Annotated in this window: 11 protein-coding genes; 8 read left to right on the top strand and 3 right to left on the bottom strand. The window is 59.0% G+C overall.

Annotated elements, in window-relative coordinates; translation table 11 throughout:
• Window positions 1–56: 56 nt before the first annotated feature.
• The 3 genes from prlC (at window position 57) to HP062_RS21350 (ending at window position 4,578) form a co-directional block, all read left to right on the top strand.
• Window positions 57–2,135 (top strand): oligopeptidase A, encoded by a 2,079-nt coding sequence (gene prlC, locus HP062_RS21360; protein WP_172791985.1) that lies wholly within the window; start codon window positions 57–59, stop codon window positions 2,133–2,135.
• Window positions 2,132–2,419 carry a YheV family putative zinc ribbon protein gene (locus HP062_RS21355; protein WP_010465685.1) on the top strand — a complete coding sequence of 96 codons (288 nt, stop codon included), beginning with the start codon at window positions 2,132–2,134 and terminating at the stop codon, window positions 2,417–2,419. Before prlC ends, HP062_RS21355 begins: the two co-directional genes overlap by 4 nt.
• Before the next feature lie 110 nt (window positions 2,420–2,529).
• Window positions 2,530–4,578 (top strand): M3 family metallopeptidase, encoded by a 2,049-nt coding sequence (locus HP062_RS21350; RefSeq protein WP_172791984.1) that lies wholly within the window; start codon window positions 2,530–2,532, stop codon window positions 4,576–4,578.
• 3 nt (window positions 4,579–4,581) lie between these two features.
• On the opposite strand, the gene HP062_RS21345 is transcribed toward HP062_RS21350, so the two are convergent.
• A complete protein-coding gene (locus tag HP062_RS21345) occupies window positions 4,582–5,229 on the bottom strand; it encodes a dual specificity protein phosphatase family protein (protein WP_172791983.1) in 648 nt (215 codons plus the stop codon).
• A gap of 234 nt (window positions 5,230–5,463) precedes the next feature.
• Window positions 5,464–5,766 carry a hypothetical protein gene (locus HP062_RS21340; RefSeq protein WP_145306390.1) on the bottom strand — a complete coding sequence of 101 codons (303 nt, stop codon included), beginning with the start codon at window positions 5,764–5,766 and terminating at the stop codon, window positions 5,464–5,466.
• A gap of 222 nt (window positions 5,767–5,988) precedes the next feature.
• Between HP062_RS21340 and HP062_RS21335 the strand changes: the two genes are divergently transcribed.
• From HP062_RS21335 to HP062_RS21325, 3 genes are all read left to right on the top strand, one after another.
• Complete coding sequence (locus HP062_RS21335) at window positions 5,989–7,047, top strand: PA0069 family radical SAM protein (protein WP_172791982.1); 1,059 nt, start codon at window positions 5,989–5,991, stop codon at window positions 7,045–7,047.
• A gap of 243 nt (window positions 7,048–7,290) precedes the next feature.
• Window positions 7,291–8,022 (top strand): carbonic anhydrase, encoded by a 732-nt coding sequence (locus HP062_RS21330; protein ID WP_083375338.1) that lies wholly within the window; start codon window positions 7,291–7,293, stop codon window positions 8,020–8,022.
• Between the two features lie 84 nt (window positions 8,023–8,106).
• The gene (locus tag HP062_RS21325; protein ID WP_010465670.1) at window positions 8,107–9,633 is read left to right on the top strand and encodes a SulP family inorganic anion transporter; all 1,527 of its coding nucleotides are present in this window, start codon (window positions 8,107–8,109) and stop codon (window positions 9,631–9,633) included.
• A 124-nt stretch (window positions 9,634–9,757) separates the two neighbouring features.
• On the opposite strand, the gene HP062_RS21320 is transcribed toward HP062_RS21325, so the two are convergent.
• A complete protein-coding gene (locus tag HP062_RS21320; RefSeq protein ID WP_010465667.1) occupies window positions 9,758–10,408 on the bottom strand; it encodes a hypothetical protein in 651 nt (216 codons plus the stop codon).
• Window positions 10,409–10,779: 371 nt separating this feature from the next.
• Between HP062_RS21320 and coxB the strand changes: the two genes are divergently transcribed.
• Both coxB and ctaD read left to right on the top strand, forming a co-directional pair.
• On the top strand, window positions 10,780–11,907 hold the full coding sequence (gene coxB / locus HP062_RS21315; RefSeq protein ID WP_010465665.1) for a cytochrome c oxidase subunit II: 1,128 nt from the start codon (window positions 10,780–10,782) through the stop codon (window positions 11,905–11,907).
• Between the two features lie 82 nt (window positions 11,908–11,989).
• Complete coding sequence (ctaD, locus tag HP062_RS21310; protein ID WP_010465663.1) at window positions 11,990–13,576, top strand: cytochrome c oxidase subunit I; 1,587 nt, start codon at window positions 11,990–11,992, stop codon at window positions 13,574–13,576.
• Window positions 13,577–13,676 lie beyond the last annotated feature (100 nt).

The following is a 13,676-nucleotide window of genomic DNA, read 5'->3' as shown; positions in this document are numbered from 1 at the left end:
CTCTCTCTCTTTTGCTGATAGCTGCGGTGAGCGTCGATTGTAATTAAGATGGCCCCATGTTTCTTCCAGCCAAGGTGCCAACCGTGAGCGTGAACAACCCTCTTTTGCAGTCCTACGACCTGCCGCCCTTCTCGGCGATCCGGGCCGAACACGTACAACCGGCCATTGAACAGATCCTGGCTGACAACCGTGCCGCCATTATCGAGATCCTCAACAGCCAGGGCAAACAACCGACCTGGGCCGGCCTGGTGCTGGCGATGGACGAACTCAATGATCGTCTGGGCGCCGCCTGGAGCCCGGTCAGCCACCTCAATGCCGTGTGCAACAGCGCCGAATTGCGCGAAGCCTACGAGTCCTGCCTGCCGGCCTTGAGCGCCTACTCCACCGAGCTGGGCCAGAACCGTGAACTGTTCGAGGCCTTCGAAGCCTTGGCCAACAGCCCGGAAGCCGCCGGTTTCGACGTGGCGCAGAAAACCATCCTGGAACACGCCCTGCGAGACTTCCGTCTGTCGGGTATCGATCTGCCGGACGCCGAGCAGAAGCGCTACGCCGAAGTGCAAAGCAAATTGTCGGAGCTGGGCAGCCGCTTCTCCAACCAGCTGCTCGACGCGACTCAAGCCTGGACCAAGCACGTGACCGATGAAGCCGCCCTCGCCGGCCTCACCGATTCGGCCAAGGCGCAAATGGCCGCCGCAGCCCAGGCCAAAGATCTGGATGGCTTCCTCATCACCCTGGAATTCCCGAGCTATTACGCGGTGATGACCTACGCCCAGGACCGTGCCTTGCGCGAAGAAGTCTACGCCGCCTATTGCACCCGTGCGTCGGACCAAGGCCCGAACGCCGGTCAGAACGATAACGGCCCGGTCATGGAAGAAATCCTCGACCTGCGTCAGGAACTGGCCAAGCTGCTCGGCTTCGCCAGCTTCTCGGAACTGAGCCTGGCCACCAAAATGGCTGAATCCAGCGATCAGGTCCTCAGCTTCCTGCGCGATCTGGCCAAACGCAGCAAACCGTTCGCCGCCCAGGACCTGGAACAGCTCAAGGCCTACGCCGCCGAACAAGGCAGCCCGGACCTGCAAAGCTGGGACAGCGGTTTCTACGGCGAAAAGCTTCGCGAACAACGTTACAGCGTTGCCCAGGAAGCACTGCGCGCCTACTTCCCGATCGACAAAGTGCTGGGCGGCCTGTTCGCTATCGTCCAGCGCCTGTACGGCATCGAGATCGCCGAACTGAAAGGCTTCGACGCCTGGCACCCGGATGTTCGCCTGTTCGAAATCAAGGAAAACGGCCAGCACGTCGGCCGCTTCTTCTTCGACCTCTATGCCCGCGCCAACAAACGCGGCGGTGCCTGGATGGACGGCGCCCGTGACCGTCGCCGCACCATCAGCGGCGTGCTGCAAAGCCCGGTGGCCAATCTGGTGTGCAACTTCACCCCAGCCGACAGCGGCAAACCGGCCCTGCTGACCCACGATGAAGTGACCACCCTGTTCCACGAATTCGGTCACGGCCTGCATCACCTGCTGACCCGCGTAGAACACGCCGGCGTGTCCGGCATCAACGGCGTGGCCTGGGATGCGGTGGAGCTGCCAAGTCAGTTCATGGAAAACTGGTGCTGGGAGCCGGAAGGCCTGGCGCTGATCTCCGGTCACTACGAAACCGGCGAGCCGCTGCCTCAGGATCTTCTGGAGAAAATGCTCGCGGCGAAGAACTTCCAGTCCGGCCTGATGATGGTGCGCCAACTCGAGTTCTCGCTGTTCGACTTCGAACTGCACGCCACCCACGGCGACGGTCGCAGCGTGCTGCAAGTACTCGAAGGTGTGCGTGACGAGGTCTCGGTCATGCGTCCACCGGCCTACAACCGCTTCCCGAACAGCTTCGCCCACATCTTCGCCGGCGGTTACGCAGCGGGTTACTACAGCTACAAGTGGGCTGAAGTGCTGTCGGCCGACGCCTTCTCGAAGTTCGAAGAAGACGGCGTGCTCAATGCCGAAACAGGTCGTGCGTTCCGCGAAGCGATTCTGGCGCGTGGCGGTTCGCAGGAACCCATGGTGCTGTTCGTCGACTTCCGTGGCCGTGCGCCATCGATTGACGCACTCTTGCGCCATAGCGGCCTGAGTGAGGACGCGGCAGCATGAGCGAGGGGCCTGTGATCACGAAGAAACGCTTTATCGCCGGGGCGGTCTGCCCGGCCTGTAGCGAGCCGGACAAATTGATGATGTGGAACGAAGACGAGGTCCCGCATCGCGAATGCGTGGCCTGCGGTTATTCGGATACGCTCAATGAACAAGGTCTGTCGGTGCCCAAGGAATTGGGCACGCGGGTCAACACTTCGGCGCTCAAGGTGCCGGACGCCAAGGTTCAGGCGGTGCAGTTCTTCCCGAACCCGAAGCTGAAGAAGAAGCCTGACGAGCACCATTGAGTCAACATCACCTTCCACCCTTTGACCGGGTGGAAGGTGGTATCTATTTACCCCCTTCCCCGCGCTTCTTCCTTAGGCTGAATCCTTCAGCCCTACTCAAGGAAGACGCCATGCCTGATAACAATCCGCTACTACAACACTGGGACCTTCCGCCCTGGCCGGACATTCGCGCCGAGCACCTGGTGCATGCCATCGACACCCTTGTTGCCGACAACCGCAAGGCCATTGCCGGGATTATCGCGAGCCAATCCACGACCCCGAACTGGGATGATCTGGTATTGGCCGTTGATGAAACCGATGCGCGTCTGGATGAGGCCATGGGCGTCATCGAAACCCTTTCAATGGTGAAACATGAGGGTAAGGCCTGGGACGCAGCCAGCGGGACTTGCCGCGATGCCGCTGCGCAGTACAAATCTGAAAAGATGGGTAATCACGCACTGTTCCGGGCTTATCAGCGGCTGGCGCAAAGTCCCGCTGCGGCGAATTACGATGAACCGCGCAAAGCGGTTTTGAACAAAATTCTGCGCCGGTTTCGCTTGTCCGGCATCGACTTGCCCATCGAACAACAGCAGACGCTGGCCCGGCTGAATCGCGACATCGGGGTGCTGCAAAGCCTGTTCCTGACCAACCTGGAAGGCGCCAGCGCAGCCTGGAGCAAGCGCATCGATGACGTCTCGCAGTTGCGCGGTTTGTCTGCGGCGACACTGGAGCGTCTGGCAGTCAACGCGCAACAGGCAGGGCACGACGGCTGGCTGATGCGTCTGGACCAGGACACCTACACTCGTGTCATGGCCTATGCCGAAGACCGATCCCTGCGCGAAGAATACTTTGTCGCTTACTCCACCCGGGCTTCCGATCAAGGCCCCCACGACCGGCAATTCGATAATGGTCCGGTGCTGGAGCTGCTGTTGTCCATGCGTCATCAGAAAGCCAGGTTGCTGGGGTATGAGAACTTTGCGCAACTCAGCCTCGTAACGGAAATGGCCGAGTCCACCGAGCAAGTCACCGGTTTCCTGCGGCGGCAAATCGTGCAGGCAACACCGGAACTCGAGAAGGACGCACAAGAACTCAAGACGATTGCGCTTGAGCGCGGCATGACTGAACTTGCCCCTTGGGACCACGAGTTTCTCGCCGAACAATTGCGCCAGCAACGTCTCGGCGGGGCGCTGAAAAACCTGCGAACGTACTTTCCACTGGACGGGACTTTGCAGCGGCTCTGCCTGTTTAGCGAGCGCATGTTTGGCATCCGGATCGTCGAACAGAAAGAGTGCAGTCGCTGGCATGACAACGTGCGTCTGTTTGAAATCAGCGAGCATGGCCAGGTCGTCGGGTACATTTACCTCGACCCTTTTCATCGGGACGAAGCGCCGGACTTTGCCTGGACCGCCACGCCACGTAATCGACGGGTGAACGCCGAAGGTCGATTGACGCTGCCGATCGCCGTGCTTCATGGCAACTTCACGCCCGGGATTGCCGAGCATCCTTGCCTTCTCGCTCATAAGGACCTGCGGGTTTTGTTCCATGAGTTCGGCCATTGCCTGCAGCACGTTCTGACCCGCTCGCCTCACCATCGCCTGTCCGGTATCACCCAGCTGGGACGCGATTCGGCAGAGTTCACCGGGCAATTGTTCGAGCTTTGGTGCCTGTCAGGGGAGTTTCTGCTGTGGCTGGCCGCTCACCACCAGACCGGTGAGCGCCTGGCCGAAGCGCGAGTCGACGCCGCATTGGCAGCCATCCAGACCCAGACCAGCCGGCAAACCGCAGAGCTGTTAATGTCCGCGTTGTTTGACTTCGAATTGCACCGCAGCCAAGGCGATGGCCGAAGCGTTGAGCAGATCTTCGACGACGTACAGCGCGAGATCCCTCACCTGCAACTGCCGCCTTACTGTCGGTTCGCCAACAGCTTCGATTACCTGGTGACCGGGTACGCAGCGTCGGTTTACGCCTACAAATGGTCGGGTGTACTGGCGACCGAGGTGTTCAAACGGTTTCAACGCGAGTGGGTATTCAACCCGCAAACCGGCAAGGCCTTTCGCGAAGCCTTTTTTTCGCCGGGGGATTCGCGATCACTATTGGTCGCCCTGGAAGAATTCCTCGGACAACCGATCGCCGACAGCTTTTTCGCAACGCCGTCCAGCAACCGCTGCCCGCTGAACTGATGCTTATTCGACGTGGGCGGACTGGAACCAACTCTTCATGGAACAGGCCGCAAACGGACTGGTGCTGCAATCGCCGTTGGCGAGTGCGGTCCGAAGCTTGTCGGCATCGGCCTGCATCATGTAACGCACACCGTCCTTGAAATGGGTGCTGTCACCAAAGCCGCCTTGGGTCATCTCGTTCAGGGCGTCTTCCTTGCTCCAGCCTTGCACCACCACCCGATACATCGCCGCCATCAGGCCGGTGCGGTCCGAACCGTGTTTGCAATGCATGAGCACCGGGCCGTGGGATTCGGCGGTCTGGATGGCACGAAGGGCCTTGAGTACGTCCGCGTCATCCACGTGATTGGTGCGGTAGGGCAACTGCACCTGGGCAATGCCCGGCGTGGACAACCAGATTGAATCCGACTCGGGCAAAAAATTGATGACGGTCGCGACATTGAGTTTCTTCAACAACGGTACGGCACCGCTGTCGGGCAAGGCGCTGCGGTAAAGCGTCGGGGTCATTTGGTAGAGGTTGTATTGCACCTCGACCGGCTGGGCCCATTCCGCCGGGCGGGGTGGGGCGGTTTCCTCTGCACAGGCCAGTGTCAGATTAAAAAGGGTGGCCAGCGACAACAGGAATGTCGCAGGTAAAAGGCGCAATCGTGACATGCTCGGACGACCGTGTGGGGAAAGGTGGTTAGATGCCGCATAGTTTCGACAGTGGGCAGTCAAAGTCCTGTGAGTCAGCTGTCAAAGAATCGTGAATTGAACCGTTCGCACCTGGCTTAGTCAGGGTAAGTAACGAGCAACAAAAAAGCGATACAGATTTCCGTATCGCTTTATTCAACCCTGGTTAACGTACACCCACACCTCAACTTATAAGTTGCAGATAATCGATAGTAATCAAGGATTGATGATTTTCGAATACGCTTTCGCCAGCGCAATCAGAACAGCCTTGTCCTGCGCGTCGAAATCACCATCACCGTCCACATCAGGTGTGTTTCCCATGGTGAAGGTCACGCCGCCATCATTCGACACAGCCTCGCGGGAGGTCGAATCCAGCAGGGAGTATGTGGCGCTACGGTTTTCCGGGTCGTAACCTTCTTCTTTCAAAGCAAACTGCATGGACACCCGAACTTCTTTCGGACTAGAAGTGGACGGGGTCAACAGTTGAAGAAAAACACCACGCTGATTGTAATTCGACATCAAACCAAATCCTTTTAATAGTGATAACACGACAACTTCGTGCGAAGCGCAATAATACCGACTGCTTTTAACTAAGCCACTTTCTATCTGTTTCTCATAATTACAAGAAACTCACTAACAAGAGACAACTAGTCAATTGAAAAATGTTCAGGCGCCGAACGGCACTGGCCTATTCGGCTGCGGTCCTTTACTGTATGAATATACAGCTTAAGGATCATGTCGATGGCCACTCCTCTGCCACCTCGCGGTCGCGGCACCGCAACCAACCCGCATAATCGCTTCGCGCCGAATCGCTCGGTGGCCGAGGATGACGGCTGGTATCAGGAAGCGCCGATCACCCAGGGCACGGAAGTGCGCATCGAAACGGCGAAAACCATCATCACCCGCAACACTTCCCCGGACCTGCCTTTTGATCGCTCGATCAATCCCTATCGTGGCTGCGAGCACGGTTGCATCTACTGCTACGCGCGCCCCAGCCATGCCTATTGGGACATGTCACCCGGGCTCGATTTCGAAACCAAACTGATCGCCAAGACCAACGCCGCCGATGTGCTGGAAGAACAGCTGTCCAAGCGCGGCTATCAATGCGCGCCGATCAATCTGGGCTCCAACACCGATCCCTACCAGCCGATCGAGCGCGAACACAAAATCACCCGCAAGACCCTTGAAGTGCTACTGCGTTACCGACATCCGGTGACCATCATTACAAAGGGCTCGCTGATTCTTCGGGACCTGGACCTGCTGGCCGAACTCGCCGAGCAACGGCTGGTGGCGGTGATGATCAGCCTCACCACCCTCGACGATGAACTCAAACGCATCCTCGAACCGCGCGCGGCTGCGCCCAAGGCCCGGCTACGCGCCATCCGGGTCATGCGCGAAGCCGGGATACCGGTGGGCGTGCTGTGTTCGCCGATGATTCCGATGATCAACGACAGCGAACTCGAAAGCCTGCTCACCGACGCCCATGCTGCCGGTGCCCAGAGCGCCGCCTATATGATGTTGCGGCTGCCGCTGGAAGTGGCGCCGCTGTTCGAAGAATGGCTGGCCGCCCACTATCCGCAGCGTGCCGCTCATGTGTTGAGCCTGATCCGCCAGAGCCGTGGTGGGGAGCTCTACGACAGTCGGTTCGGAGCCCGAATGCGCGGTGAGGGGCCGTTTGCCGATCTGTTGGCGCAACGCTTTGCCAAATCGATCAAACGGTTGGGGCTCAATCATCGCGAAGGTTTTAACCTGGACTGCGACGCCTTCTGTCCGCCAGGTCGCCAGATGTCGTTGATTTGAGGACAATTGGCCTATGGTTGAGTAGGAGGAAAAGCACTTGGCCATTAGGCTGGTCACGTTTTTTGTGACCTGGAACACACGTTCTAGAGCGCTTGATTCAGTTTGAGTTAAGTTTCGACAGATACCTTGTTCATCGAGTGACTGACGGGTCGAGATCTTCGGCCTGGATGTTTTTTAAACAGCCACTGGCTTCACACCGGACAAAACGGGAAAATTCCCTGACTCCGCCAAAGAGGATGAATCATGAGTGACAAGGATAAACAGCCGTTGGCTGCGTCGGCTTCAGCCCAACCCGTGGCGGAAACCGCCGATGCAGCGCTGAAGCATATCGTTGACGGCTTTTTGCATTTTCATCACGAAGTTTTTCCCCAGCAGGAAGAACTCTTCAAAAAACTCGCCACGGCTCAGAGCCCTCGAGCGATGTTTATCGCCTGCGCCGATTCGCGCATCGTTCCTGAACTGATCACCCAAAGCGCCCCCGGCGACTTGTTCGTGACCCGTAACGTCGGCAACGTTGTGCCGCCCTATGGGCAGATGAACGGCGGTGTTTCCACGGCCATCGAATACGCGGTCCTGGCCCTCGGCGTACAGCACATCATCATTTGCGGGCACTCCGACTGTGGCGCGATGCGCGCCGTACTCAACCCGCAAAGCCTGGAAAAAATGCCCACGGTCAAAGCCTGGCTGCGTCATGCCGAAGTGGCGAAATCGATGGTCCAGGAAAACTGCCATTGCGCTGACGAAAGCGAAAGCATGCATGTCCTCACCGAAGAAAACGTGATCGCCCAGCTTCAGCATTTGCGCACGCACCCTTCGGTCGCCTCGCGCATGGCTAACGGTCAGCTGTTTATCCATGGCTGGATCTACAACATCGAAACCAGCGAAATCAGAGCTTACGACGCGGACAAAGGGTGTTTCCTGCCGCTTGATGGCAGCCATCCGATCCCCGTGGCGACGCCCAAAGCGCGCTTCTAAATCCTCCCAGGTGTGGTTTAGCCGGGGTTGCTGATCAAGCAGCCTGGCTTTGCCACGCCTGAAGAAAACTTCGGGAGAGTCACCATGCGTGCTGCTCAACTCAAAGCTGTTCTGCCACGGGAGCTGCTGGCGTCCGTGGTTGTGTTTCTGGTCGCCCTGCCCTTGTGCATGGGCATCGCCATCGCCTCGGGCCTGCCGCCGGCCAAGGGTTTGATCACCGGGATCATCGGTGGACTGGTCGTCGGTTGGCTTGCAGGTTCGCCTCTGCAAGTCAGCGGCCCGGCGGCGGGTCTGGCGGTGCTGGTCTTTGAACTGGTGCGCCAGCATGGTGTTGCCATGCTCGGTCCCATCCTGCTGTTGGCGGGTTTTCTGCAACTGATGGCCGGGCGCTTCAAGCTGGGCTGCTGGTTTCGGGTCACGGCGCCAGCGGTGGTGTACGGCATGCTCGCCGGGATCGGCGTGCTGATCGTGTTGTCGCAAGTGCATGTGATGCTGGACGCCGTGCCCAAGCCTTCGGGGCTGGATAACCTCGCAGCCTTTCCGGCGGCCGTGATCCAGGCCTTGCCTTCCCTTGGCTGGCAGGCTGGGTTGCTTGGGCTGTCGACGATTGCGGTGATGTGGCTGTGGGAAAAATTCCGTCCGCACTCCCTTCGCTTCATACCCGGCGCGCTGCTTGGCGTAGGCCTGGCGACAGTCGCGAGTCTGATGCTCGCCTTGCAGGTCAAACGCGTGGAAGTCCCGGCCAACCTGGCAGAAGCCATCGACTGGCTGAAGCCCGCCGACTTGCTCAATCTGGCCGACCCGACGTTATTGATCGCCGCTTTCGCCGTGGCCTTCATCGCCAGCGCCGAGACCCTGCTCTCCGCAGCGGCGGTGGATCGCATGCACAGCGGCCAGCGCTCCGATTTCGATCGGGAGTTGTCGGCACAGGGCGTCGGCAACATGCTCTGCGGCCTGCTTGGCGCGCTGCCCATGACCGGCGTGATCGTGCGTAGCTCGGCCAACGTCCAGGCTGGCGCCACCACGCGAATGTCGGCGATCTTCCACGGTCTGTGGTTGCTGGCTTTCGTGTTGTTGCTGTCCAGCGTGCTGCAAAGCATTCCGGTGGCGAGCCTGGCGGGTGTGCTGGTTTACACCGGTTTCAAACTGGTCGACCTCAAGGCCTTTCGCGGTCTGGGCCGTTATGGCCGGATGCCGATGTTCACCTACGCGGCGACGGCGCTGGCAATCATCTTCACCGATCTGTTGACCGGCGTGCTCATCGGCTTCGGGTTGACCCTGGCCAAACTGGCCTGGAAGGCCTCGCGGTTGAAAATCAGCCTGATCGACCTGCCGGCCGACGGTGAGATGGAGTTACGACTGACGGGGGCCGCAACCTTTCTCAAGGTGCCGGCGCTGACCCAGGTGCTGGGGACCATTCCCCCAGGCGCGACGGTGCATGTGCCGCTCAATAACCTGAGCTACATCGATCACTCGTGTCTGGAGTTGCTTGAGGAATGGGGTCGGGCCAATGCGGCCAAGGGGTCGAAGCTGATTATTGAAGCGCGGGGGTTGAAGCGTCGATTGGAGGGGCGTTTACGAACCACCTCCGGAGTGGGCTCTACGGCGTAGAAGTAACCAATGTGGGAGCGAGCCTGCTCGCGAAGGCGGTGTATCAATCGACATAAATGTTGAATGACATATCGCAATCGCGAGCAGGCTCGTTCCCACAGGGGACGGTGCTGATTCTAAAGAATCAAGCCGCCGGCTGATCCAGCTCCAGCCCTACGCCCAGCTGGCGCGACAGGCACGGCCAGCGCTTCCAGGCGGCGCCGGTGTCCGGGCTGTTGAGTTTTTCGCGGTAGGCCTCCACGGACTCCAGCGCGAAACTGTCTTCATTGAGCATCTCATCCACAGCGTGATGCACCGCCTCATCCAGTTGGTTGGCAAAATCCTCGCCGATCAGTTGGTGAGCAATCAGGTTGGCGACCGTCATGTCCAAGGGGATCAGTGGCTGGCCAAAATGCTTGATGTACAGGTCATTGACCTCTTCCACCAACCGATGCGCCAGATAGGCTTCATCCAGCAGGCTGTCCAGGCCGACATGACCGGCCATGATTGCCGGTGGCTGGAGGAAGAACTGCTCGGCGATTGTCAGCACCGGCTTGATCTGTGATTCGATACCCGCTTCCCTGGCGACTTCATTGGCTGCGTCCAGCAGGTCTGGCACTTGCTCTATATACGCGGCCACAAAACGCGTCATCACGCCGTTGGCGTCGGCATCCGGCAATTGGATGGCGGAGTGAAGGTGTGGCAATTGAGTTTCAAGCTGACGAGTCAGCAGGCCGGTCTCGGCCTCGTGTTGTTGGGCTTTTTGGATCTGCTCGCGCAATGCGGCGGTGTTCATGAAAACTCCAGGAAACAAAGGCAATGAAATAGGGAAGACATAACTTAGCTGGCTTATGAAAAATGCTAAGACGCATTTGTCATAATTGTTTCATCCTTGAGACGCCTCCGTTATATCGATTTGCCACCACTCGTCTGCATCCTTCTCCATTCGTGACCTTGAACGCAAGTCCCAGCTGTTTCAGATCATTTACGCCATCACGTTGCGAGGTAGCAGTCGCTGTCTATACTCGGGTGGGAATGGAGTTAGCTGATGACGCCCGACTGCACACGCAGCAAGGCTCGGCGATTCAAGTTCGTAGTCTGAAAAAGCCGCTCCCTTGCCGCAGGTGAAAGCCGGCGGGATAACAAGAACGATAAGGGGAACCCGCAATGATGCGACATCCACACGTCTGGATGGGCCTCCTGTTGTGGTCGATTTTCAGCCAGGCGCAAGCCGCCTGGACTGTGAATATGGCGCCGGGAGCGACTGAAATCAGTCACGCAGTATTTGACCTGCACATGACCATTTTCTGGATCTGTGTAGTGATCGGCATCATCGTCTTCGGCGCCATGTTCTGGTCGATGATGGTCCACCGCCGCTCTACCGGGCAGGTGGCCGCAAAATTTCATGAAAGCACCACCGTCGAAATCCTCTGGACCATCGTGCCCTTCCTGATTCTGGTGGCCATGGCGGTTCCTGCGACGGCAACCCTGATCAAGATGTACGACGCCAGTGAGCCGGATATCGATATCCAGGTCACCGGCTATCAGTGGAAGTGGCACTACAAATACCTGGGCCAGGACGTCGAATTCTTCAGCAACCTGACGACCCCTGCCGACCAGATCCACAACAAGGAAACCAAGGGCGAGCATTACTTGCTTGAGGTCGACAAGCCATTAGTGCTGCCGATTGGTGCCAAGGTGCGCTTCCTCGTGACGTCCGCCGACGTTATCCACTCCTGGTGGGTGCCGGCCTTTGCGGTCAAGCGCGATGCGATTCCCGGGTTCGTCAACGAAGCCTGGACCCGCGTCGACAAGCCCGGCATCTACCGTGGCCAGTGCGCCGAACTGTGCGGCAAGGACCATGGCTTCATGCCGATCGTGGTCGAGGTCAAGGAAAAGGCCGATTACGAAAAATGGCTGGCCGAACGCAAGGCCGAATCCCTGCAGCTTAAAGAACTGACCAGCAAGGAATGGACCCTCGACGAGCTCAAGGAGCGCGGCGACAAGGTCTATCACACCGCCTGCGTCGCCTGTCACCAGGCCGAAGGTCAGGGCTTGCCGCCGATGTTCCCGGCGCTCAAAGGCTCGAAAATCGCCACCGGACCGAAGGAAGGTCACCTGAGCATTGTCTACCACGGCAAGCCGGGTACCGCGATGGCGGCGTTCGGCAAGCAGCTCTCGGAAGTCGATATCGCGGCGGTGGTGACCTACGAACGTAACGCCTGGGGCAACAACAAAGGCGACATGGTCACTCCTAAAGAAGTGCTGGAGCTGAAACAGGCGGAAAGCAAATGACCCGCTCTATTGCGCAACCAAGGAACCGGTCGGGGCAGCGCGCCCCGGCCTGCCCAGCCCATCTGTTTGCAGGAGACACGCCATGAGCGCCGTCATCGATGACCATGGTCATGCCGATCACGCCCACGGTCCCGCCAAAGGCCTGATGCGTTGGGTGCTGACCACCAACCACAAGGACATCGGCACGCTGTACCTGTGGTTTGCGTTTTCCATGTTCCTGTTGGGTGGCTCGTTCGCGATGGTGATTCGCGCCGAGCTGTTCCAGCCGGGACTGCAAATCGTCCAGCCGGAATTCTTCAACCAGATGACGACCATGCATGGTCTGGTCATGGTGTTCGGCGCGGTGATGCCGGCGTTCGTCGGCCTCGCCAACTGGATGATCCCGTTGATGATCGGCGCGCCCGACATGGCCCTGCCACGGATGAACAACTTCAGCTTCTGGCTGTTGCCGGCGGCGTTCATCCTGCTGGTGTCGACCCTGTTCACCCCCGGTGGCGGACCGAACTTCGGCTGGACGTTCTACGCCCCGCTGTCGACGACCTATGCACCGGAAAGCGTGACGTTCTTCATCTTCGCCATCCACTTGATGGGGATCAGTTCGATCATGGGTGCGATCAACGTGATTGCCACCATCCTCAACCTGCGCGCCCCAGGCATGACGTTGATGAAGATGCCGCTGTTCGTCTGGACGTGGCTGATCACCGCTTTCCTGCTGATTGCGGTGATGCCGGTGCTGGCCGGGTGCGTGACGATGATGCTGATGGACATCCACTTCGGCACCAGCTTCTTCAGTGCCGCCGGTGGCGGTGATCCGGTGTTGTTCCAGCATGTGTTCTGGTTCTTCGGTCACCCCGAGGTGTACATCATGATCCTGCCGGCCTTCGGTGCCGTCAGCTCGATCATCCCGACCTTCTCGCGCAAGCCGCTGTTTGGCTACACCTCGATGGTCTACGCCACGGCGAGCATCGCGTTCCTGTCGTTCATCGTCTGGGCGCACCACATGTTCGTGGTCGGCATTCCGCTGGTGGGCGAGTTGTTCTTCATGTACGCCACACTGCTGATCGCGGTGCCAACCGGAGTGAAAGTGTTCAACTGGGCCAGCACCATGTGGCAAGGCTCGCTGACCTTCGAGACACCGATGCTGTTCGCGGTGGCGTTCGTGATCCTGTTCTCCATCGGCGGCTTCTCCGGGCTGATGCTTGCCATTGCCCCGGCGGACTTCCAGTACCAGGACACCTACTTCGTGGTCGCGCATTTCCACTATGTATTGGTGCCGGGGGCGATCTTCGGGATCTTCGCGTCGGCCTACTATTGGTTGCCGAAATGGACCGGCCACATGTACGACGAAACCCTCGGCAAGCTGCATTTCTGGCTCTCGTTCATCGGCATGAACATGGCGTTCTTCCCGATGCACTTCGTGGGCCTGGCGGGCATGCCGCGGCGGATTCCGGACTACAACCTGCAATTCGCCGACTTCAACATGGTGTCGTCGATTGGTGCGTTCATGTTCGGCGCCACGCAGATCTTCTTCCTGTTCATCGTAATCAAGACCATCCGCGGCGGCCCGCCAGCACCCGCCAAACCGTGGGATGGCGCGGAAGGCCTGGAGTGGAGCATCCCGTCACCAGCGCCGTATCACACCTTCACTACGCCGCCGGAAGTGAAATGAACACACAAACCTATGTGGGAGCGAGCCTGCTCGCGAAGAACGATGACGCGGTCTGCCTGTTAAACCGCGGTGTTTGCTTCGCGAGCAGGCTCGCTCCCAC

The organism is Pseudomonas sp. B14-6 (assembly GCF_013260315.1).
In the GTDB taxonomy this organism is placed as follows: domain Bacteria; phylum Pseudomonadota; class Gammaproteobacteria; order Pseudomonadales; family Pseudomonadaceae; genus Aquipseudomonas; species Aquipseudomonas mandelii.
The sequence above is the reverse complement of the archived record's forward strand: the minus strand, read 5'-3'. Positions and strand labels throughout refer to the sequence as shown.